Annotated in this window: 12 protein-coding genes and 1 pseudogene; 5 read left to right on the top strand and 8 right to left on the bottom strand. The window is 65.7% G+C overall.

The genetic code is table 11. The annotated features are described in order from the left end of the window. Window positions 1–113: 113 nt before the first annotated feature. Window positions 114–1,232, bottom strand: coding sequence for a phosphoserine transaminase (serC, locus tag MKK62_RS04030; protein WP_240262297.1), 1,119 nt, complete (start codon window positions 1,230–1,232; stop codon window positions 114–116). A 197-nt stretch (window positions 1,233–1,429) separates the two neighbouring features. On the opposite strand from serC, the gene MKK62_RS04025 reads away from it, so the two are divergent. After that, a complete protein-coding gene (locus tag MKK62_RS04025) occupies window positions 1,430–2,473 on the top strand; it encodes an AurF N-oxygenase family protein (protein WP_240262299.1) in 1,044 nt (347 codons plus the stop codon). A gap of 5 nt (window positions 2,474–2,478) precedes the next feature. Next, on the top strand, window positions 2,479–4,170 hold the full coding sequence (locus tag MKK62_RS04020; RefSeq protein ID WP_240262300.1) for an FAD-dependent oxidoreductase: 1,692 nt from the start codon (window positions 2,479–2,481) through the stop codon (window positions 4,168–4,170). On the opposite strand, the pseudogene MKK62_RS04015 reads toward MKK62_RS04020, so the two are convergent. Both MKK62_RS04015 and MKK62_RS04010 read right to left on the bottom strand, forming a co-directional pair. Next, a pseudogene (locus tag MKK62_RS04015) lies at window positions 4,167–5,304 on the bottom strand (citrate synthase 2). The gene MKK62_RS04020 and the pseudogene MKK62_RS04015 sit on opposite strands and share 4 nt — an antisense overlap. Window positions 5,305–5,377: 73 nt before the next feature. After that, entirely contained in the window at window positions 5,378–6,625 is a 1,248-nt protein-coding gene (locus MKK62_RS04010) for an HNH endonuclease signature motif containing protein (protein ID WP_240262302.1), read from the bottom strand. Window positions 6,626–6,702: 77 nt separating this feature from the next. Between MKK62_RS04010 and pdxH the strand changes: the two genes are divergently transcribed. Further along, the gene (gene pdxH, locus MKK62_RS04005; RefSeq protein ID WP_240262304.1) at window positions 6,703–7,362 is read left to right on the top strand and encodes a pyridoxamine 5'-phosphate oxidase; all 660 of its coding nucleotides are present in this window, start codon (window positions 6,703–6,705) and stop codon (window positions 7,360–7,362) included. Here the strand turns inward: pdxH and MKK62_RS04000 are convergent. After that, complete coding sequence (locus tag MKK62_RS04000) at window positions 7,359–18,110, bottom strand: BTAD domain-containing putative transcriptional regulator (RefSeq protein WP_434085070.1); 10,752 nt, start codon at window positions 18,108–18,110, stop codon at window positions 7,359–7,361. The two genes, pdxH and MKK62_RS04000, sit on opposite strands and share 4 nt — an antisense overlap. A gap of 182 nt (window positions 18,111–18,292) precedes the next feature. Between MKK62_RS04000 and MKK62_RS03995 the strand changes: the two genes are divergently transcribed. Continuing rightward, window positions 18,293–19,585, top strand: a complete 1,293-nt coding sequence (locus tag MKK62_RS03995) for a citrate synthase (protein ID WP_240262307.1) — start codon at window positions 18,293–18,295, stop codon at window positions 19,583–19,585. Between the two features lie 55 nt (window positions 19,586–19,640). Here MKK62_RS03995 and MKK62_RS03990 read toward each other — a convergent pair whose 3' ends face one another. Both MKK62_RS03990 and MKK62_RS03985 read right to left on the bottom strand, forming a co-directional pair. Next, entirely contained in the window at window positions 19,641–21,158 is a 1,518-nt protein-coding gene (locus MKK62_RS03990) for a phytoene desaturase family protein (protein WP_240262308.1), read from the bottom strand. Between the two features lie 3 nt (window positions 21,159–21,161). Next, entirely contained in the window at window positions 21,162–21,410 is a 249-nt protein-coding gene (locus tag MKK62_RS03985) for a DUF2630 family protein (RefSeq protein WP_240262309.1), read from the bottom strand. 31 nt (window positions 21,411–21,441) lie between these two features. Here MKK62_RS03985 and MKK62_RS03980 point away from each other — a divergent pair, with 31 nt between their 5' ends. Next, the gene (locus MKK62_RS03980) at window positions 21,442–21,804 is read left to right on the top strand and encodes an FKBP-type peptidyl-prolyl cis-trans isomerase (RefSeq protein WP_240262310.1); all 363 of its coding nucleotides are present in this window, start codon (window positions 21,442–21,444) and stop codon (window positions 21,802–21,804) included. A 4-nt stretch (window positions 21,805–21,808) separates the two neighbouring features. Here MKK62_RS03980 and MKK62_RS03975 read toward each other — a convergent pair whose 3' ends face one another. Next, window positions 21,809–23,152: a HAMP domain-containing sensor histidine kinase gene (locus tag MKK62_RS03975; protein ID WP_240262311.1), complete on the bottom strand. Its 1,344-nt coding sequence runs from the start codon at window positions 23,150–23,152 to the stop codon at window positions 21,809–21,811. A 13-nt stretch (window positions 23,153–23,165) separates the two neighbouring features. Continuing rightward, complete coding sequence (prrA, locus tag MKK62_RS03970) at window positions 23,166–23,876, bottom strand: two-component system response regulator PrrA (RefSeq protein WP_240262312.1); 711 nt, start codon at window positions 23,874–23,876, stop codon at window positions 23,166–23,168. Window positions 23,877–23,894 lie beyond the last annotated feature (18 nt).

Here is a 23,894-nt window from a genome sequence, read left to right as displayed (position 1 = left end):
TCGCAGGTTCCTCGCAGACCAGCGCGTCAGGCCTGTCCTCGCGCACTGTAACGCAGGCAGCGTCGACCGCCGGTGTGGACACGCGGCGATACCTGGGCTTTTCTGGGGGCGGGCTAAATCCGCTCGACCACCCAGTCGATGCACTCGGTGAGCGCGCTCACGTCGTCCGGCTCGACGGCCGGGAACATCGCCACCCGCAACTGGTTGCGACCGAGTTTGCGGTAGGGCTCGACATCGACGATCCCGTTGGCGCGCAACACCTTGGCGACCGCGGCGGCGTCGACGTCCTCGTTGAAGTCGATCGTGCCGACCACCTGGGAGCGCAGCTTGGGATCGGCGACGAACGGCGTGGTGAACGAGCGGTCGGCCGCCCAGCCGTAGAGTCGGCCGGACGAATCCGCGGTGCGCTTGACGGCCCAGTCCAGGCCGCCATTGCCGTTGAGCCAGTCGAGTTGCTCGGCGAGCAGCACCAGCGTCGCGATGGCCGGGGTGTTGTAGGTCTGGTTCTTGAGGCTGTTCTCGACGGCGATCGGCAGCGACAAGAAGTCGGGCACCCACCGGTTGGACGCCGCGATGGCCTCGACCCGGGCCAGCGCGGCCGGGCTCATGATCGCCAGCCACAGACCGCCGTCGGAGGCGAAGTTCTTCTGCGGCGCGAAGTAGTAGGCGTCGGTGTCGGTGATCTCGACCGGTAGGCCGCCCGCGCCGGACGTGGCGTCGATGACCACCAGCGCGTCGTCGGCATCGCGCGGCCGGACGACGGGCACCGCGACACCTGTCGAGGTCTCGTTGTGCGCCCAGGCGATGACGTCGACGGTCGGGTCGCTCTGGGGTTCGGGTGCGCTGCCGGGGTCGGCCTTGATGATGATCGGGTCGCCGACGAACGGGTTCTTGGCCACCGCTGAGGCGAACTTCGAGCTGAACTCGCCGTAGCTGAGGTGCAGTGACCGCTTGTCGATCAGCCCGAAGGCCGCGGCGTCCCAGAACGCCGTGGCGCCGCCGTTGCCGAGTATCACCTCGTATCCGTCGGGCACTGTGAAGAACTCACGCAGGCCGGTGCGTACCCGCCCGACCAGGTCTTTGACCGGCGCTTGCCGATGCGAGGTGCCGAACAGCGGGGCGGCACTGCCGGACAGGGCCTGCAGTTGCTCGGGTCGGACCTTCGAGGGGCCGGATCCAAAGCGTCCATCGCCGGGTTTGAGGTTGTCGGGGATCGTGAGCTGGTCAGCCATATTGACCAGGTTAGTGACCGGCCGGACGCCGCGATCAAGCGGTCGGTGCTGGCCCGCGCATGTGATCGAGGTCACAGTGCACACATGTTCACGGATAGACCACACCGGGCATTTCAGGTCTAGTAAGTTCCCGATACCTTGAGTACTGTGTTGGACACAGCACGTCCAAATGTAAACCTCACTGGGGAGGCCAGGGCATGACTCAGACAGCGACCGCGCACAAGCCGGCCAGGACGAAGATGATCCGCCGGTGGCGCCGCAACATGGACGTCTTCGACGACACCAAGTACGTGGAGATGCTGAACACACTGTCCGAGGGGTCGGTGCGTCGCAACTTCAACCCGTACACCGACATCGACTGGAACTCCCCGGAGTTCGAAGTGATCCCGGACGACCCGCGCTGGATCCTGCCCAAGACCGACCCGCTGGGCATGCACCCCTGGTACCAGTCGCAATCGCGCGAGCGGCAGATCCAGATCGGCATGTGGCGTCAAGCCAACGTCGCCAAGGTCGGCCTGCACTTCGAGTCGATCCTGATCCGCGGCCTGATGGAGTACGCGTTCTGGGTGCCCAACGGCTCACCGGAATACCGATACTGCCTGCACGAGGCCGTCGAAGAGTGCAATCACACGATGATGTTCCAGGAGATGGTCAACCACATCGGCGCGGACGTTCCCGGCATGCCGCGACTGCTGAAGTGGATCCAGCCGCTCATTCCGCTGGTGGCCGGGCCACTGCCAATCCCGTTCTGGTTCGGCATCCTGGCCGGCGAGGAACCGATCGACCACACCCAGAAGAACGTTCTGCGCGAGGGCAAGGAGCTGCACCCCATCATGGAGCGGGTGATGGCAATCCACGTGGCCGAGGAGGCTCGCCACATCTCCTTCGCCCACGAATACCTACGCAAGCGCATTCCGGAGCTGCCGCGACGCAAGCGCTTCTGGCTCTCGCTCTACGTCCCTGTGGTGATGCGGGTCCTGTGTTCGGCGATCATCGTGCCGCCCAAGGCCTTCTGGCAGGAGTTCGACATCCCGCGTGAGGTGCGTAAGCAGGTCTTCTTCAAGTCGCCGGAGTCACGTCAGATGCTGCGCGACATGTTTGGTGACGTGCGGATGCTCTGCGCCGACACCGGGCTGATGAACCCGTTGGCCAAGCTGATCTGGCGGATCTGCAAGATCAACGGCAAGCCGTCGCGCTACCGCAGCGAGCCGCAGCGTGAGCACCTGACGGTCGCCGCCTAGAACTTATGCCCCACGTCATCACCCAGTCGTGTTGCAGCGACGGGTCCTGTGTCTATGCCTGCCCGGTGAACTGCATCCACCCGTCACCGGACGAACCGGAATTCGCCTCGGCGGAAATGCTGTACATCGATCCCGTCGCGTGTGTGGACTGCGGTGCATGCGTCAGCGCGTGCCCGGTCGGGGCGATCGCGCCCGACTCGCGATTGACGATCGATCAGCAGCCGTTCATTGCGCTCAACGCGCTGTTCTACGAGCCGGTGCACGCGGCTCGTCCGGCCGACAAGAAGCTGCCGCCGACATCCAAACTCGCACCGGTGATTCCGGCGCCGGAAATACACGGCAACCACAACGGACCGTTGACGGTGGCGATCGTGGGATCCGGGCCCGCGGCGATGTACGCCGCCGATGAACTGCTGACACAGCCCGGTGTACGGGTCAACGTCTTCGAAAAGCTGCCCACCCCTTACGGATTGGTGCGTGCCGGGGTGGCCCCGGATCATCAGACCACCAAGCGGGTCACCAAGCTTTTCGATCGGATTGCCCGTCGCCGCGAGTTCCGCTTCTACCTCAATGTCGAGGTGGGTGATCAGCTGAGCCACGCCGACGTGTTGGCGCACCACCACGCGGTGATCTACGCCGTCGGAGCGCCTAACGACAAGCGGCTGGACATTGACGGGATGGACCTCCCCGGCACCAATACCGCAACCGAGTTGGTGGCGTGGATCAATGGGCACCCCGACTACGTCGACTTGCCAGTCGATCTCGGCCATGAACGCGTGATCGTCATTGGCAACGGGAACGTGGCGCTCGACGTGGCACGCGTGTTGACCGCCGATCCCGACGAACTGGCGCACACCGACATCGCCGACCACGCGTTGGCTGCCCTGCGCGAGTCGAAGGTGCGCGAGGTGGTGGTCGCCGCCCGACGCGGACCCGAACATTCGGCGTTCACCCTGCCGGAGCTGATCGGGCTGACCTCATCGGCGGAAGTCGTTCTCGGCGAGGCGGATCGCGGGGCGGTGCGGCGTGGGCTGGCCACCGCCACCGACATGCTGACCAAGCAAAAGCTGGAGGTGCTCAGCACCCTCGGTCACGCCGAGAATCCGGCGATGTCGCGGGCCCGAATCCGGTTGGCTTACAACCTGACTCCGCAGCGCGTGCTGGGTCAGCGGCGAGCGAGCGGAATGGAGTTCGCCGTCACCGGCACCGACGAGGTGCAGACCATCGACGCTGGACTCGTATTGACGTCAATCGGCTACCACGGCAAGGCCATTAAAGACCTGCCGTTCGACGACGAGGCCGGCGTGGTGCCCAACGACGGCGGCCGCGTCACACAGGCGGAGGGGGCCTACGTCGCGGGATGGATCAAACGCGGTCCGACCGGCTTCATCGGCACCAACAAGTCGTGTGCGGCACAGACCGTGCAACGACTGGTCGACGACTACAACGCCGGCCTGCTGCGCGACCCGGTCGCAAAGCCCTCGGCGCTGGACCGGCTCGTCCGGCAGCGTCAGCCGCAGATCGTTGATGCCAAGGGATGGCGGGCCATCGACGCCGCCGAGATAGCCCGCGGCGAAGTGGCCGACCGGCCACGCGTCAAGTTCACCTCGGTCGCCGACATGGTCGAGGTCGCGGCTGCCGCTCCGGCGCCGTCGCTGCGCAGTCGCGTGGTGGAACGCATTCGCGAATTGGCTTAACCCTCAGCCGGGTTGACCTCGGCCCAGCCTTCGACCGATTCCGGGCTCCGCGGACCGGGTCCGACGTAAATAGCGGCCGGGCGAACCAGTTTGCCCAGCCGTTTCTGCTCGAGGATGTGCGCGCACCAGCCCCGCAGTGCGGCCGCAGGTGAACATCGCCGGCATCATCCGGGCAGGGACCTGAGCGAAGTCGAGGATCACCGCGGCCCAGAATTCGACGTTGGTCTCGATCGCGCGGTCTGGACGCCGCTCGCGCAGCTCGGCCAGCGCGGCTTGCTCGACGGCCGCGGCGACCTCGTAGCGCGGCGCATTCAGCCGCTTGGCGGTCGCGCGCAGGACGCGGGCACGCGGGTCCTCGGCGCGATACACCCGGTGCCCGAAGCCCATCAGTTTCTCGCGGCGATCCAAAATTCCCTTCACCAGCCCGCGCGCATCGTCGGTCCGCTCGACCTCTTCGAGCATCGGGAGCACCCGGGCCGGCGCACCGCCGTGGAGGGGGCCGCTCATCGCACCGACCGCCCCGGACAGCGAAGCCGCGACGTCGGCACCGGTGGAGGCGATCACCCGGGCGGTGAAGGTGGACGCGTTCATGCCGTGCTCGGCGGCCGAGACCCAGTAGGCGTCGACGGCCTCGACGTGCTTCGGATCCGGCTCACCCTGCCAGCGCGTCATGAAACGTGCTGTGACCGTTGGGCATTCGTCGATGAGCCGCTGCGGAACCGCGGGCTGGTAGATACCGCGAGCGGACTGCGCGACGTAGGACAGCGCCATCACCGACGCGCGGGCCAACTGGTCGCGGGCGGTGTCGTCGTCGATGTCGAGCAGCGGCTCGTAGCCCCAGATCGGCGCCAGCATCGCCAGGCCGGCCTGGACGTCGACGCGGACGTCGCCGCTGTGGATCGGCAGCGGGAACGGCTCGGCGGGCGGCAGCCCGTTGCCGAACTTTCCGTCCACCAGCAAAGCCCAGACGTCACCGAACGTGACGCGCTGAGCCACCAAGTCTTCGATGTCGACACCGCGGTAACGCAGGGCGCCGCCGTCCTTGTCAGGCTCGGCGATCTCGGTGGTGAACGCCACCACGCCCTCGAGTCCGGCAACGAAATTCTCCGGGACCTTGTCCGAGATGACAGTCATATGCGGATTCTCCCACGGCGGTCTAGGCCGTTTGCTACCGGTCGGTAACCAACGCCTCGGCTGCAGCCCGGGTTCAGTTGAGTGTGGGTGGTGGTTGGGGTTCGAAGGGGTCGTACCACCACCAGTCGGCGCGCTCGCCGGTCGGTCCCGGGTAGGGCGGCACCGCGGGTGGCGATGTGGTTGGTGGGCGCGCCAGCGATCCGGGATTGAGCTGTTGTCCGTCTTCGTCGGTAACGGTGACGTTGGTGGCGGGTCCGCTGATCGTGATGGCGCCTTGGTGGTGCAGCCGGTGGTGATAGGGGCAGAGCAGGACCAGGTTGGGTAACTCGGTGGGGCCGCCGTCTTCCCAGTGTTGGAGATGGTGGGCGTGTAGCCCGCGGGTGGCGCCACAGCCGGGGACGGCGCACATGCGGTGCCGATGTTCGAGGGCGCGGCGCAGTCGCCGGTTGATCAGCCGGGTGGTTCGCCCGGCCCCGATGGGCCGCCCGTCTCGTTCGAACCAGACTTCGGCGGTGGCGTCGCAGGTCAGGTATTGGCGCTCGGCGTCGGAGAGCAGTGGTCCCAGGTGCAGTGCGGCGAGGCGTTGGGCGATGTCGAGGTGGACCACCACGGTGGTGTGCTGGCCGTGCGGGCGGGCGGCGACTTCGGTGTCCCAGCCGGCCTCGACTAGACGCATAAACGCATCGAGGGTGCCCGGCATCGGAGGTCGCTGCTCGGTGGCGTGAGCGGCGTTGTCGTGGTCGCGTTTCCACGCCGCGACCAGCGCGTCGCGATGCGAGGCCAGCGCGGCGTCGAACTTCGCGGCGTCGTGGTGGGGGAGTTTGATCCGCCACCAGCTGAATCGCTCATCGCCGCCGTGGGTGATCGAGGGCTCCGGCGGTGGGCCGGGATCGGGGTCGGGCCGGGGTTCGAGCTTGACCGCGGTGCGCAGCTGGTGGACCGACGCCACCGCCGCCAGCTGCGCGTAATGCTCGTCAGAACCTTCCCCGGCGCGGGCGGCGATGACCCCGACCTGATCCAGCGACAAACGTCCTTCGCGCATGCCGGCCGTGCAGCGGGGAAACTCCTCCCTGCGATGCGCCACGGCACTGATGGCATGGGCGTTGGCCGACGAAAGACCCAATTTCCAGGCCACCAACGCCGCGATCGACCGCGCACCGGTGGCTCCCCACAATTCGTCACGATCGATCTCGGCGACGATGTCCACGATGCGGCCGTCGATCGCGTTGCGCTGACCGGCTAATTCCGCCAACTCCTCAAACAGCACCTCAAGGCGACCCACACGGTTTGCGGCTGCCGGAGGCGAGGCGATCGAGGACATGACGTCATCATCGCAGTCACCCCCGACAAATTCGGGTGCCCGAATCGTCGCTGGTGAACGCGGGTAACGTCGGTGCAATGGCGGGACCCGACAACGACCACCTGGCCGCGATGCGTAAGGAGTACGGCTCCAAGGAGCGCGACGGCAGCCCCGACCTCGATGTCGACTGGCTCGACGACGGCTGGCTTGCGTTGTTGCGCACGTGGATTGGCGATGCGGAGCGGGGGGGCGTGGCCGAACCCAACGCGATGGTGCTGGCCACCGTCAGCGAGGGAAAGCCAGTCACTCGGTCGGTGCTGTGCAAAGGCGTCGACGAAGACGGCATCGTGTTCTTCAGCAACTACGACTCGGCGAAAGGCAACCAACTGGCCGCGACGCCGTTCGCGTCAGCCACCTTCCCGTGGTACCTGCTGAACAGGCAGTTCCACATCCGCGGTCCGGTGACCAAGGTCGAGCCCGAAGCTACCGAGGCCTATTGGAACAACCGTCCGCGCGGCTCGCAGCTCGGCGCGTGGGCGTCGCACCAGTCGCAGCCGATCGCGTCGCGGGCCGCGCTCATCGACCAGCTGGACGAAGTGACTCGGCGTTTCGCCGACGAGGAGAAAGTTCCGGTGCCGCCCAACTGGGGCGGGTATCGCATCGCCCCCGACGAGGTGGAATTCTGGCAGGGCCGAGAAGACCGGCTGCACAACCGAATTCGCGTCATCGGCGGGCGTATCGAACGTCTACAACCCTAAGGTCGATCGAGCTCGTCGAAGCGGGCGAGCGCGGCGTCGAGGTCGGCTTCGTCGAAGGCTTCGCAGCGACTCAGCCGGTCGTCCTCGAACATCATTATGTCGATCAGCCGCCACTCTACGTCGGAACCCTCTTCTGAGGTTGCACGAGCCACAACGCTGACGACTGCCCCGATGCCGCTAAGCCGGTGCACCGCCTCGACGTACATGCGGACGTGGGGTGTGAGTTCCAATGCGGCGGAGAGCAATGCGGCTGCGTCTACGGCCTCGATCGATATAAGCGGTCGACGATCGATGAAAACCGCATTCGGGGTCGTCGCGGGAATCTCGTGCCGGTTGATCTTGGCGAATGTCCCGGCAATCGCCGACCAAGTGTGTGTATGCGCGGCCGCTTCGCCGGCGAGGTAGCGATGGTCAAGCTCGGCGAGGGCGGCGTCGATGTCGTCGGCGTCGAACTGGATGTGTGCCTTGATCCGATCGTCGGCGTCGAGCTCGGCGATGATGAGGCCCTCGGAGACGAACTCCCCGTTGCTCGGGTCGCGGTTCGGCGAATGTCTCCGAGTCAGGACGAGGCGCTCCCCTCGGGTCGCGATGACGGTCAACGTTGTGTCTTGAGCAGCTGAAATCTCGGCCAGGACTTGCATATTCGCGACCACGACATCGCGACCGTCCCAGAATCCGACATTCGCCACGTTGCGCCGAGTGTCATCGATGAAACTTTCTTCGGCAAGTATTTCGGCCATCACCGTCCAGTTGCGGGCACCCCAGTATGCAAAGAAGCGGTGCTCTACCTGGCTGGCCGCATTCTCCAATCGCGTTGTCCGCGCGTGCATTTCATCGAACCGCCCGACCGCGACGTCAAGCTTGGCCTCGTCGAAGTACTCGACGCGGCTGAAGGCCTGCCCTTCGACGATTGCCATGCCAATCATCCGCACTTCGGCGTCAAGACCGCCTTCCGTGGTCGCTTTCACCACGTGGGTGACGACGGCTCCGAGTTCGTCCAGCCGGTGCACAGCTTCGGCATAGAAGCTGGAGGACGAAGTGATGTCCCACAACGCCCTTAAAGACGCGGCCAAGTCAACGCCATCGCTCGACACGAGCGCTCGATGATCGATGTGAACGTGATCCGGGGTCGTCGGGGGAAATTCGCGTCGATTGGAAAGTGCGTAGCCCTCCGTCATCACCGACCAGACGTCCGCGTGGGCCGCCGCTTCGCCAGCGACATAGCGAGCGTCAAGCTCAGCGATGGCCGCGTCGAAGTCATCGAGGTCGAGGGCGAGACGCGCGACGATTCGTTCGTCGGCATCGATCTCAACGATGCCGAGCACCTCGGTAACAATCTCCTCAAGGCCCTGATTGCGGATTGAGAAGCGGTCGCGACTCAGGGCCAGGCGCTCGCCGCGCGTCGCGATAACCGTTGATGTAATTGCCGAGAGCCCGAAGGCGGCCGACGCCTGCATGCTTGCGATCGTGGCAGCTCGACCGCGTCGTAACCCGGCGTTTACCACTCGACGACGATCGTCGTTGAAAATGTCATCGGCCAGCATGTCCGCCACGACGTCCCAGTCGCGGGCAACGTAGCGTGCCGAAAACTGTTCGAACACTTGACTTGCTGTGTTTTCCAACCGCCGAAGCTGCTGTTGCAGTTCGTCAAACCGCGCGAGTGCTGCGTCCAGATCTGCCTCATCGAAAACTTCGAGGTGACTGTGAAGCCCGCCCTCCACCGTGGCAAGCAAAATCATTCGCAATTCGGTGTCAAGGCCTTCGTGCGTAGTCGCTTTCACCACCTGGGTGACGACCGCTCCAAGCTCGCCCAGTTGATGTACCGACTCGTAGTAGACGCTGAAGGCCGAAGTGATGTCCCATAAGGCACCTATAGATGCGGCGAAATCGACGCCGTCGATCGCCACAAGCGGTCGATGGTCGATGTAAACGTGATCCGATGTCGTCAACGGAAGTTCGTGCCGATTGGCCCGGGCGCAGCCCTCTGCAATCACCGACCATGTGCACGTGTAGCTGGCTGCTTCGCCAGCGAGGTACCGGGCGCCGAGTTCGGCGAAACCCGCCTCGAAGTCGTCAGGGTCGAAAATCACCACCGTGGCGGTCTGGCCGTCGTCGTTGATCTCGTAGACATGGAGGGCTTCGACTTTGAATGCCTGAGGCGACTGCTCTCGCTCGGAGAGGTGAAATCGGGTGAGGGCGAGACGCTCGCCCCGGGTCGCTATGACTGTCGCGGTCGCGTTCGAGAGTCCAGCGTTGATGGTCGCCCTCAGGTCTTCGATGACAGCTTCCCGGCCGCGCTCAAGACCGGCATTTATACCGCGTCGGCGATCGTCCACGGAGATATCAGCGGCCAGTATCTGCGCCATAGATTCCCAATCTCTGTCCGCAAAGGCCGTCGAAAAGCGTTCGGCTGCTTGGCTTGCCGTAGTTTCGAACCGCGCCGGCCGACTGAGTTCGTCAAACCGGGCCAGTGCGGCGTCGAGGTCTGCTTCGTCGAACAGCTCGGAACGCTTGATCTCATCGCCTTCGTACATTGCGAGGTCGATCGTGCGCCATTCGGCGTCGAAGCCTTGATGTGAGAGCCCATTCACCACCTGGGTGACGACCGCTCCTATTTCGCTTAAGCGATGAACGTTTTCGATGTAGATACCGGATTGTGGCGAGAGATCCCACGTCGCGCGAAGGTATGCGCCGAGATCACCGGCCGCGATTGGTGCAAGCTTCCGGTGATCGATATTCACCCAGTCCTGCGCAGTCGGTGGGAGTTCGCGCCTGTTGAGCGCCGCGTACGCGCGCGTGACGCGAGACCACGTGTGCGCGTAGGCGGCCGCTTCGCCCGCCAGATAGAGGGCATCAAGCTCCGCGATGGCTGCGTCGAAGTCTTCGAGGTCGAAGGCGACGTGGGCTGCCACCCGCCCGTCGACGTCGATCTCGAATACGCCGAGTGCCTCGCTGTAGAACGCCTCGGGCCGCTGGTCTTGACCTGAGTACCGAAAACGACAGAAAGCGAGGCGATCTCCGCGAATCGCGATGACGGTCATCGCTATGCGGCGTGCGCCCAAGTCCGCGGCCGTCTGCACACCCCCGACCACCGCGTCGCGACCGCGCCGCATGCCGGCGTTCGCGACTCGGCGACGATCTTCGTCGACCACGTCCGTCGCCATCACCGTTCCCAGCGCCGCCCAGTCGCGTGCGGCGAAGTACGCGTGTACGCGGTTCAACGTCCGCGTTGCCGCGTTTTCCAGCCGCGGCTCCGACCGGGTGAGCTGATCGAATGTTGCGAGAGCTGTCTCTAGGTCTTTCTCGTCGAATACCTCGCTACGGGCGACCATTTCGCCGTCAACCGTCATCAGGATGGCGCCGCGCCAGTCGGCGGTGAAGCCCTCGTGTGATTTTCCTTGTCCAGTCCAGGTGAAAACCGCGCCGAGATCGTTCAAGCGATGTGCTGTCTCGATGTAGATATTGAGGATTTGGTCGAGGTCCCAACCAGCGCGGAGGTATTCGATGCCTTCGCCCGGCGCAAACGCCGCCACGCGCCGATGGTCGATACTCACCACATCCGGTGTCGTTGGGGCGAGTTCGCGCCGATTGTGCGCAGCAATGGCACTGGCGATCACCGACCACACATGCGCGTGGGCCGACGCTTCGCCGGTGAGAAAGCGGGCATCAAGTTCGGCAATGGCGGCGTCCATGTCGTCGGCGTCGAACACGACGACCGCTGCCATCCGGTCATTGGCATCGATCTCGACGAGCGCGAGCATCTCGATGCGGAATGCGTCGGGCCGTTGGTCGGGTCCCGAGAATCGGTAATGACTTAGGGCGAGACGCTGTGCGCGCGTCGCAATGACCGTTGATGTCACATTCTCGGATCCGACAACCGCGTATGAGTGCACGCCGATTTCGGCATCTCGACCCTGCAAGTTCCCCATGTTCACGACTCGACGCCGATCTTCGATCGAAAAGCCATCGGACACCATCGCGGCCATTGCGTCCCAGTCGCGGGCGGCGAAGCACGCCTGAAAGCGCGTATCCACTCGGCTTGCCGTGTTCTCCAAATGCGTTGTGGGCCGGTTTAGCTCCTCGAACGTGGCAAGCGCCGCGTTCAGGTCTGCCTCGTCGAAGAATTCGCTGCGATTGAAGAGGTCGCCGTCGAGCGTCATGAGATGGATTTCGCGCCACTCCGCCTCGAAGCCCTCTTGTGAGGTCCCACGGAGCGCGTGAGTGATGACGGCGCCGAGATCGCTCAACTGATGCACGGATTCGATGAGGAAGCTGATATCCGGGATTTGGCTCCAGGCGGCGCGGGTGTAGGCCTTGACGTCCCCGGCCGCGAACGGTGTCGTACGCCTTCTGTGGTCAACGTTGACGAAGTTTGTCGTTGTGCCGGGGATTTCACGCCGGTTCAGCGCGGCGTAGCAACCCGCGACTATCGACCAGGCGTTCGCGTGGTCGGCCGCTTCCCCGGCCAGGTAGCGAGCGTCAAGCTCGGCGATCGCGGCATCGAAGTCATTGAGGCCAAACGTGACGATCGCGGCGATCCGCTCGTCGGCGTCGATCTCGTAGATGCTGAGGACATCGACGTGAAACGTCTCGGGTGGCTCGGCGCTACCCGAGTATCGGGCACGGCAAAGGGCGAGGCGTTCGCCGCGTGTTGCGATAACGCTCGACGCTACCTTGTTGGCCCCTACGTCCGCGTTGGCGCGTGCATCTTGGACCGCCGCATCCCGGCCACGCCGAATTCCTGCGTTCACTACTCGGCGGCGATCGTCGAGGTAAATGTCGACGGCTTGTAGTTGCGCCATCGCATCGAAGTTGCAGGAACCGAAATACAACAAGAAGCGTTCGGCCACTTGGCTTGCCGCGTTTCCCGACCCTGGAGTGGGCCTGCTGAGCTGATCGAACCGCGTGATCGCCCTGTCGAGGTCGGCCTCGTCGAAAAACTTGTAGCGCTCAACCAGCCCGCCGCTGACCATGAAGAGGCTAGCTATACGCCATTCGGCATCGAACCCTTCTCGTGACGTCAGCTTCGCCACATGTGTAGTGACCGCGCCGAGGTCGGTCAGCCGATGAACGGTCTCGATATAAATTCGGCCCCCTGGTGTATCTTCCGACGCCGCCTGGAGGTGCGCCATCAGGCCGCCCGACCCGATCACTGCGAGCGATCGATGGTCGACGTCGACCAAGTTCGTTGAGGCCAAGGGCATTTCACCCCGATTCAACGCGGCGAATACCTCGGCTATCGCCGACCACACCTCAGCATGGACGGCTGCTTCCCCGGCGGCGTAGCGCGCATCGAGCTCCTCGAGGGCGGAGTCGAAATCGTCGGCGTCGAACATGACGTGGGCTAAAATCCGATTGTCGACGTCAATCTCGACAACGCCGATCACGTCACTGGAAGGCTCGGTTCCGTCGTGGAATGACACGGAGTGACGACAGAGGACCAGGCGTTCGCCGCGGGTTGCAATGGCGGTCGGCGTGATGTCTAGCATCCCAAAGTCGGCAAAAGAGCGCATGTTCGCGATTTCGGCATCTCGCCCACGCCGGACCCCGGCGTTCACCACCCGTCGACGATCGTCGGTCACAAAATTGTCAGCCAGTGTCTCAGCCATCACGTCCCAGTCGCGGGCGGCAAAACGCGCAAGGTAATCCTTGAGCACTAGGGTTGCCGCATTTTCCAAACCTGGTGTCGGAAGGCTGAGCTGATCGAATCTCTCGAGCGCCCTGTCGATGTCCGACTCATCGAACAGCTCACAGCGGCTGAGCAGCTCGCCTTGGATTGCGAGAAGGAAGACTTCGCGCCACTCGGCGTCGAATCCGTCTCTTGAGCTTCCACGCGTGACATGGGTGACGACCGCTTCGAAGGTATCCAGCCGATGGACCGCCTCGATGTAGGTACGGTCTTGTTGTTCTAGATCCCAGGTGGCGCGGAGATATGCGATCAGCTCACCGGGCGCGAATTTTGTGCCCTGGCGGTGGTCCATGCTCGCGAAGTCCGTTGTCGTCGGAGCGATCTCGTGTCGGTTGACTGCCGCGTAGGCACCCATGATGACCGACCATGTGTGCGCGTAGGGCGCCGCCTCGCCGGCGAGGTAACGGGAGTCGAGCTCCGCGATTGCAGCCTCGAAATCGTCGGCATCAAAATGCGTCCTGGCGACAATCATCCCGTCGGCATCGACTTCGGTGATTGACAATGCGTCAACAATCAACCCGCCGGCGTCGAATTTATCCGGCCGCGCGTCGCTGCCCTCTAACCGTAGGTGGCTCAAGCACACACGATCGCCGCGCAGCGCCAGCGGCGTGCAAGTGAATCTTTCGCCCCCTAAGTCGGCGATAGCGCGGATACTGGTGAGTTCTGCCGCGCGGTCGTTGCTCTGTCGGCGAACCCCTTTTCGGCGGTCTTCCACCCGGATGTCGTCTGTGAGCAGCGCGCCGATCTCATCCCAGCGCCTCTCCGCAAAGAGCTCTTCAAATCGGTCGTCGGCCCGAGTCGCGGAGTTCTCGAGCCACCGTGTCTGTGATTGTTCTTGCTCGAATCGTATGTGCAGGGAGTCGAGTTCGGCGACCGCTGCGTCGATGTCTTCGACGTCGAACCACACCTGTGATGCGATCCGGCCCTCTTCGTCGATGCTGTATAGCTGTAGATACTCATCGCGTGGCGCACCAGGACTCGTATCGGCGGTGCCCGCCACCAAACGAGCGAGCGCTAGCCGATCGCCTCGGGCGGCGATAATGACGTGGTCGACCCGCGTCGCGCCCGTCTCGAAATCGCGCCTATTGCCACTTCGTACCACGGCTGACGGCGCCTTAAAGCCGACGACCTTCCGGCGGCTCTCGACCGAGGCTGTGGGCGCGAACAGCCGCTCCACCTCATCCCAGGCGTTGCGATGAATTGCATCCATCACGCGTTCGCCCACCCGCACGGCCGCGTTGTCCGGCTTGACGCCCGGCGCTTCGGGTGGAGCCGGGACGCTTGGGAGATCGCGTTCACCCAGTAAGCTCCGTGCCCTTTCCGCAAGTGCCGCAGCCCCTTTCCGCTCGTAGAGATTCGCCGCCTGTTCGGCGGTTGCGCGGGCTGCAGTGTCGTCACCGGCGGTGCTCAAGACCGTTGCCAGCGAAAGACATGCGTCTCCGTGGTCGACCAACGCATCGGTCCGCTCGGCCAGAGCCACAGCAGCCTCGGCAATCCGACGGGCCTGGTCGTGATCACCGCGGCGCGACAGCAGCTGCGCCCGCAGCGTGCGCCATGCGATCGCGGGCTTAAGCGCGTGGCCAGCGAGAAGCTGACTCTCCGTACATAATTCGTCTGCCTCGGCTTCCCGGTCCAACGCGAGGCAGGCGCGGCCCAGCAGCGCGGCCGTCTCGGCGGTATCAGCGTCGAGCCCCATCCGGCGAAAACCGTTATAGGCCTGACGCAGATGCGGCTCGGCGGCAGCAGGATCGCCTGCGACGAGTTCGACGATGCCCGAGAACTGCTCGACTTCGACAAGGGCGTGGCGCAGGCCGAGTTCGGTGACCGTGCGCCGAGCCGAGTCGATCATCCGCCGCGCCGCCTCGGCGCGGCCACGGAAAGCCTCCAACACGGCCTGGCATCGCGTCGACGTCGCCTCGACCGCTGGCGAATCGGTGGTAATCCGCAGCAGCCGAACCACGTCCAGACACCGCCCGCCTGCACGCGGAACCGGGTTGGGCCCCCAGAGCGCCGCCAGCGGTGCGCCCGCTAAGACCGCGTTCACCCGGCGGTGTTCACCAGCGCGCCGTGCCGCGGTCAACGCGTCGTCCAAGGCGATTTCGCAGTCGCCGACCCTACCTAGGCGGGCAAGGCACGTCGCTCGCACGGTGTGCGCCTTCGCTTCTCCTGCGGCGTCGTTCAATTCGGCCAATGTGCTGGCCGCCGCCGCCAGCGCCGTCTCGATCTCATCCAGTCGCTCAGGATGCACCAGCATGGCGAGTTCGCCGTCGAAGCACGTCGCCCATGCCGCTAGCCGGGCGGAATCGGCTGTGGCTCTTTGCAATTGCGCCACCGCGCCCGTTGCCGTAGTCACGTCACCTGCGGCCAGGAGAGCCTCGCAACGCGCAACCAATAGATCGGCGACCTGATCGTCGCGGTCGGGCAGCTCGTCGTCGATCTCCTCCAGCGCGTGCAGTGCATGATCGTAGAGGTCGGCCGCGCCCTCGTAACCGAGGCGGGCCATCGCCTGATCTGCTGCACGCCGGCAATAGTCGACGGCCTTGGCAGCGTTACCCGCCCACGCGCATTCGAAGTAGTGGTAGGCCAGATCAGCCAGCAGCTCATCGTCGGCGCCGGACCGAGTCTCCAGCGTCACGGCGATGCGTTGGTGCAGCCGCAGGCGCCGCACCGAAGGAAGCTCAGCGAGCAGCGACTGCCGGACGATGGCGTGGTTGAAGCGGTATCTACCACCGGGCTCTTCGATGACGAGGCCGGCCTTGCACGCCTCGTCGAATGCGTCGACCAGATCCTCGTCGACCACCTGTTCGACGAGGTCGACTGAGAATCGGCTGCCGACAACTGCAGCCGCGGCGAGCGCTGTGTTCGTCTCCACTGAAAGCCGGGAGAGGCGGCGGCTCACGGTTTCTCGGACGCCCTGCGGCAGGGTGCTCGGGTCCCATACGCCGCCACTCTCGTCGACATGGCGTAGCGCCTCGATGAGGAAGAACGGATTGCCGCCGGTGACGGAGGCCAAAGCCCGGGCCAGCTCTTCGTCGTCGTAGCCGGCCTCGGCGACGTAGGTGGTCACGTCGTTCTCGTCGAGACCTCCGAGCTGAATGCGACAGGCAGTGCCGTCGCGGTGGAGGTCGGCGAGCATCGCCGCCAGAGGGTGCGTACGGTCCAGGTCGGTGCCGCGGTACGTTCCGACGATCTGCATGCGGGCGTGGTCACCAAAGCGCAGGAGATGACGCAGCAGAAGCAGTGTTGGCTTGGCGGCCCAGTGCAGGTCGTCGAGGATCAAGACGACCGGTGAGCTAGCGCAGGCGAGTTCGCACACCGCAACGACTGCGTCGAATAAGGCGTAGCGTTCGGTATCCGGGTCGGAGCGGGTCGGCGCGGCCAGATCGGGCAACACATCGGTCAATCCGGGAACCAGCGCCAGTAAAGCTTCCACGCCGCGCAGCCCCCGAAGGCCTTTGCTGGCTAAGCAGGGCACCAGCGAACGCAGGGCTTCCGCGAACGGCTGATACGCCGCACCGAGGTCCTCGTCACAGCGGCCGTAAATCACCAGTGCGCCTTGCTCGTAGGCCTGCCGGGACCATTCGCCAGCCAGTCGCGTCTTGCCCACGCCGGGTTCGCCCGCGATCAGCGCGGCGTTCGTGCCACCGGCGAGCGTGGTCTGCCACACGGAAAAGAGCTGGCCCAGCTCGTGCCCGCGGCCGACAAACGGCCCGTGGCCAGCGAGCACCGCGGGCAGGCTCGGTCGCTCGATGGGCGCTTCCGGAGCGACTTCTTGGCGATGGTCGTCAGCGGTCTCTAGGCGGAGCTCGAAAACGTGCTCGGGGCGCGTCAGGTTCTTGAGCTGGCGCATCCCCAAATCGATGAGCAACACGTCGTCGGGCAGAGAGTCGATGACCAGCTCGGCGGTCGCACCCGAACACAGGATTTGGCCACCCTCGGCCAGCGATCGCAAGCGCGCGGCCCGATTGACCGCTCGACCAAAGTAGTCGCCGTCACGCAGCTCGGCTTCACCAGTGTGCAGTGCCACCCGCACACGCATGGGCTCGCGCAACGCCCATGGCTCGTGGACGATCGCGTCTTGCAGCTCGATAGCGGCGGCCGCCGCCGCGGAGGGCCGGTCGAAGACCGAGAACGTCGCGTCACCCTCGCCGCGGGTCTTGATCAGCAGTCCGCCACGTGAGGTGACGACCCGCTCGACGAGTTCGTCGTGGCGCGCCAGCGCGACTCCCATCGCGGTGGCGTCCGCTTCCCAAGCGACGGTCGAGCCCTCGATGTCAGTCAGGAGGAAGGTGACGGCGCGGGTCACCGCTGGAAGGTTCCGTGCCGCGGGGACATCAAGCGAGGCATCCTGCGCGACGATCGCGGCCTCGATTCGCCGCAGCTCCGGTCCGGGATCGACCCCGAGTTCGTCGGCAAGGAGCGATCGCGCCCGTTGATAGGCGGCAAGGGCTTCGCCCTGTCTGCCAGCCCGATACAGGGCGCGCATCAGTTGCCCCCAACGCCTTTCACGCAGGGGCGCTTCCGCAACCGCTGCCTCGAGATCGCCGATGACTTCCGCGGCGCGACCGGTCGCGAGCAGCGCCTCGGCTCGATCCTCCACGAGCGCGGCGTGGCCTTCGACCCAGCGCGTCTTCTCAGATCTTCCGCGGTGGCCATCGGGCAGTTCGGGGATACCGCGCCATAGCGCAAGCGCTTCATCGAAGCGGGCGACGGCTCGGCTGCTGTCGCCGGCCGCGGCGGCATCACGTCCCAGTCGGGCCGCCGCTTTGTACCGTGCGGCGTCGACGTCGCTGTCGGCCAGCGTCCAGCCCGATCCCTCGGTCAAAACAAAGCCGTCGCCGAGGGCGCGGCGCAGTAATGAAATGTGGGTTTGCAGGGCCTTGGCGGCGGTCCGCGGCGGATTTTCGCCCCAGAGCAATTCGACGAGTGTGTCGGCCGACACAACCGACCCGCTCTGCAACCCAAGCATCGTCAGGATCGCGCGCGGTTTGGTGCCCGGCACGGCGACGGGCACCCCGTCTTGTCGGACCTGAAGAGGTCCCAAAACCCCCAGCTCCACGGCTTGAAGCGTAGTCACGTACCCGATCGTCCGGGTGGGGATTCAACAGGCAGTCAAGATCGAGTAAAGCCGAGTAATCGGCGACCTCACCCCCGGGCAGGCAAGCCGCCGCTGTAACGACTACCTTTGCGCTTAGGCAACCAGCCGGGCCAGCATTCACACGCAAGCGCAAAGGGGTTCCCGTGGCCGCAACCGACGACTCCGCCACCCTCAAATACCCGGGTGGTGAGTTGGACCTGGAAATCGTCCACGCCACCGAGGGTGCCGACGGCATTGCCCTGGGTCCGCTGTTGTCCAAGACGGGCTACACGACCTTCGACAACGGCTTCGTCAACACCGCGTCCACCAAGAGCGCCATCACCTACATCGACGGTGATGCCGGCATCCTGCGCTACCGCGGCTACCCGATCGAGCAACTGGCGGAGAAGTCGACCTTCATCGAGGTCAGCTACCTGCTGATCAACGGTGAGCTGCCGAACAAGGAACAACTCGAAGAGTTCACCGAGCAGATCCAGCGGCACACCATGCTGCACGAGGACCTGAAGCGGTTCTACGACGGTTTCCCCCGCAACGCCCACCCGATGCCGGTGCTCTCCAGCGTGGTCAACGCGCTCAGCGCCTACTACCCGGACTCGCTGGACCCGGCCGACACCGAAGAGATCGAGCTGTCCACCATCCGGCTGCTGGCCAAGCTGCCGACGATCGCGGCCTATGCCTACAAGAAATCGGTTGGCCAGCCGTTCCTCTACCCGGACAACAAGTTGACGCTGGTGGAGAACTTCCTGCGGATGACGTTCGGTCTGCCCGCCGAGCCCTACGAGCCCGACCCTGAGATCGTCCGGGCCCTGGACATGCTGTTCATCCTGCACGCCGACCACGAGCAGAACTGTTCGACGTCGACCGTGCGGCTGGTCGGCTCGTCTCAGGCCAACCTGTTCACCTCGATCTCCGGTGGCATCAACGCGCTGTGGGGCCCGCTGCACGGCGGCGCCAACCAGGCCGTGCTGGAGATGCTCGAGCAGATCCGCCAGAGTGACGACGACGTGGCTGAGTTCGTGCGCAAGGTGAAGAACAAAGAAGAAGGCGTGAAGCTGATGGGCTTCGGCCACCGGGTCTACAAGAACTACGACCCGCGCGCCCGCATCGTCAAGGAGCAGGCCGACAAGATCCTGGGCAAGCTGGGCGGCGACGACGAGCTGCTGAACATCGCCAAGGAACTCGAAGAGGCGGCGCTCACCGACGACTACTTCATCGAGCGCAAGCTGTACCCGAACGTCGACTTCTACACCGGCCTGATCTACCGGGCGCTCGGCTTCCCGACCCGGATGTTCACCGTGCTGTTCGCGCTCGGCCGGCTGCCCGGCTGGATCGCGCACTGGCGCGAGATGAACGGCGAGCCGAGCAAGATCGGCCGCCCGCGTCAGATCTACACCGGTTACACCGAGCGCAAGTACCCCACGATCGACGCCCGCTAGGGAGCCGTGGCGATCGCAAGCGCGGCGTAGCCGGGCGAAGCGGGTCCGCCACCACCTAGAGCAAGCCGAGCACTGCCATCGCGGCGTTGTGGCCTCCGATACCGGAGACCGCTCCGCCACGCCGGGCCCCCGACCCGCACAACAGGATTCGCTCATGTGCGGTCGCCACGCCCCACCGCCGTGCCGGGGTGTCCAAGGGATCGTCGTCGTCGGCGAACGGCCAGGCCAATCCGCCGTGGAAGATGTTGCCGGCGGTCATGCCCAGCCGCCGTTCCAGGTCCGTCGTGGTGGTCGTCTCGATGCACGGCGAGCCGTTCGCGTCGGCCATCACCAGGTCCTGGATAGGTTCGGCCAGAACGGAATTGAGTGATTTGAGGACGGCGTCGGTGAGCGCCTCGCGGTCGAACAATGGGTGCGGGGTATGCAGGCCGAACACCGTCAACGTCATCGCCCCCGACTCGCGCAGCGCCGGCGACACGATGCTCGGGTCGGTCAATGAGTGGCAGTAGATCTCGCACGGCAGCGGGTCGGGCAGCACGCCCGCCGAGGCCCGCGAGTAGGCGCTGTCCAATTGCGTCCAGGTCTCGTTGACGTGGAAGGTCCCGCTGAAAGCCTGTGCTGGCGAGACGTTTTCGTCCCGCAATCGCGGCAGCCGGGTGAGCACCATGTTCACCTTCACCTGGGCGCCCGGCGCCGAGGCCGGCGCGGGTTCGCCGAGTAAGCCCGCCAACGTGGTCGGCGTGACGCCCGACAGCACGAAGCGAGCGCGTACCAGGTGTTCGTCGTCGCCGCGCCGGTAGCGCACCTCGCCGCCCGGTGTGATCGCGTAAACCTCTGCGCCGGTGACGATGTCGGCCCCTTCGGCGGCACCGACCAGCGCCGCGCTGACCGCCCCCATCCCGCCGACCGGGACGTGCCAGCCGCCATCGCCGCCGCCGAGCAGGTGGTAGAGAAAGCAGACGTTCTGCTGCAGCGACGGGTCGTCGAGCCGGGCGAAGGTGCCGATCAATGCGTCGGTCGCCACCACGCCGCGCACGACGTCATTGCCGAGCGTCTGGGCGATCACGGCGCCGATCGGCCGTTCGATCATGTCCCGCCAGATGTCGTCGGCGCCGACGGACAGCCGCGCCTGCTCGCGGGTCCGCAACGGCTCCAGCAGCGTCGGCCACAGTCGACAGGTCACCACCCGGCAGCGCCGATAGAGCTCGGCAAAGGCGCGCTCGTCGTCACCCGCGCCGATCGCGCCGAACGTCGATTCCCGGCCGACCAGCAGGCCGGTGCGACCCGCGGTGGCCGGGTCGGGGGTGTACGACGAGTACGGCCGCGGCGCCAGCTGGACCGTCGCGCCCAGATCGGTCAGGATGCGGGTCGGCAGCAGGCTGACCAGGTAGGCGTATTGCGACAGTCGCGCCGCGACACCGGGGAAAACCTCGGCGGACACCGCCGCACCGCCTACGTGCGGTAATCGCTCCAGGAGCTGCACGCGCAGCCCGGCACGGGTCAAATACGCGGCGGCGACCAGGCCGTTGTGGCCGCCGCCCACGATGACCGCGTCGACGTCACGCGCAGCCATCGGTCAGTTCAGGTAACCCTCGACCTCGTCGGCGGGCCGCACCGCGGCGTCACCAGGATCGCCGCCGGTCTCGCGCAGCGCGCGGCGCTGCCGCAACAGGTCCCAGCATTGGTCGAGTTGCACTTCCAAGTCGCGCAGCCGCCTGTGCTCCTCGGACTCGTCGATGTCGCCATGCTGGAGCTGTTCGCGCAGCGCCTTCTCCTCGGCGACGAGTTCGTTGATTCGGCTCAAGGCGTCTTTGTCGGTTGTCACCGCACAAGTCTGCCCGATTAGGGTTGGCCCCGTGTCAAGCAAACCTGAGGTTCAGTTTCCCGACGGCCCCGCGCCGACCCAGCTCGTCATCGAAGACCTGACGGTCGGCGACGGTGCCGAAGCCAAGCCGGGCGGCACCGTCGAGGTGCACTACGTCGGCGTCGACTACGAGTCGGGCGAGGAGTTCGACAGCTCGTGGGGCCGCGGCCAATCCATCTCGTTCCCGCTGCAGGGTCTGATCCAGGGCTGGCAGGACGGGATCCCGGGAATGAAGGTCGGCGGTCGGCGCCAGCTGACCATTCCGCCGGAGCAGGCCTACGGGCCGGCCGGTTCGGGACATCAGCTGTCGGGCAAGACGCTGATCTTCGTCATCGACCTGCTCGGCGCTCGCTAGAGCCTCAGCTCGGCGGGGGCAGCTGCAGCAGCAGGCGCGCGCCGCCGAGCGGGCTCTCCTCCAGCGAGGCAACGCCGCCGTGCAGTTGCGCCTGCTGGGCAACCAGCGCCAAGCCGAGCCCGGAGCCGGAGTGCGAGGCGGTCGAGCCGCGGGAGAACCGCTCGAACACGATCTGGCGTTCCTCTTCGGGCAGCCCGCTGCCGTTGTCGTCGATGGCGATCTCGACACCGGCCCGCGAGCTGACCGCCGACAGCTGCACCTTGGTCGCGCCGCCGTGCTTGACGGCGTTGGCGATCGCGTTATCCACCGCAAGCCGCAGACCGGCGGGCAGGCCGACGATGATGCATGTCGGCGACGGCGCCAGCGACACGTCGAGGTCGGGATAGATCCGCATCGCGTCGTGCGCCGCGCGGTCGAGCAGCTCGGTGATGTCGACCGGCACGTGGTCCTCGGACGTCGACAGCTCACCTTGCGCGAGCCGCTCCAGCGCGGAAAGCGTTGCCTCGATTCGCGATTGAGTACGGATCACATCGCTGAGCACTTCTTTGCGCTGCTCGTCGGGAAGGTCCAGGGTGGCCAGCACCTCGAGGTTGGTCCGCATCGCGGTCAGCGGCGTACGCAGCTCGTGCGACGACACCGCGGCGAAGTCGCGCGCCGACGCCAGCGCTTCGAGCGTGCGGTTCTGCTCCTGCCAGATGCGCTGCAGCATCCCGCGCATGGCTTCGGCGATCTCGACGGCCTCGCTGGCGCCACGCACCTGAACCTGCGGGCTCTCGTCGCCCGCGTCGATCGCCCGCGTCTGCTGCGCCAGCCGTTTGAACGGCCGCACCGCGAAAGTGGCAAGCACCCAGGCGAATACCGCCGCCGCGGCAATGGAGAACAGACAGATCAGCAGCACCCGGCGGTGCAGGTTGTTCGTGTCGGCGATGGTGGCGTCGTAGGTGGCGCCGACTTCGACCAGCATTGGGTGCGGCGCCGGGATCGTCACGGAGCGAACCCGGTAGCGCACTCCGTTGACATAGGTGTCGGCGTAACCGGCCGGTAGTTGAGGCAGCGTGACGGTGGTGTTCGAGGTGACCTCGCCGTTGGCATGCCGGACGGTGATGATCGCGTCCTGGTCGCTGGGCGACTTGGGAATTTCGCCCAGTCCACGCGGCAGGAACGGGATTGCGAAGCCGGCTGCCTCGTCGAGGCGGCGGTCCAGCCGCTCCTTGCGGTCATTGGTGATGCCGAACCAGACGACCACGCCGACGATCAGCACCGGGATGGCGGCGCCGATGGCGGTGGCCACCACCACGCGGGCACGCAGCGACGGCGTACGGGTCAAGATCCTCGACAAGAAGTTCATTGCTGGTCTCCCGTCACTGCATACGCAGTACGAATCCCACGCCGCGGACGGTGTGCAGCAGGCGGGGGCCGCCGCCCGCCTCGAGCTTGCGGCGCAAGTAGCCGATGAACACATCGACGACGTTGGTGTCGGCGGCGAAGTCGTAGCCCCACACCAACTCCAGCAGCTGTGCGCGCGACAGCACCGCGGTTTTGTGCTCGGCCAGAACGGCCAGCAGGTCGAACTCCCGCTTGGTCAGGTCGACGTCGACGCCGTTGACCCGGGCGCGGCGGCCCGGGATGTCGACCTCCAGCGGCCCGACGGTGATCGTCTCCGACGACGTCGACGGGGTCGAGCCCTTCCGGCGCAGCAGCGCGCGCACCCGCGCCACCAGCTCGGCCAGCACGAACGGCTTGACCAGATAGTCGTCGGCGCCGGCCTCCAAACCGGCCACCCGATCGTCGACCGAGCTACGCGCCGACAGCACGCAGACCGGCACGTCGTTGTCCATGGCCCGCAGCGCGGTCACCACGCTCACACCGTCGAGCACCGGCATGTTGATGTCGAGCACGATCGCATCCGGCCGGGTTTCGGTGGCGCTGCGCAGCGCTTCGGCGCCGTCGACCGCGGTCGAGACTTCGAAACCGGACAACCGCAGACCGCGCTCCAGCGAGGCGAGCACGTCAGAGTCGTCGTCGACAACCAAAACCCGAGGCGAGGTCCCACCAGCGTCCATGCCGCCCATGATGCCTGATTACCGCCC

Source organism: Mycobacterium paraterrae, from assembly GCF_022430545.2.
Classification (GTDB): domain Bacteria; phylum Actinomycetota; class Actinomycetes; order Mycobacteriales; family Mycobacteriaceae; genus Mycobacterium; species Mycobacterium paraterrae.
The sequence above is the reverse complement of the archived record's forward strand: the minus strand, read 5'-3'. Positions and strand labels throughout refer to the sequence as shown.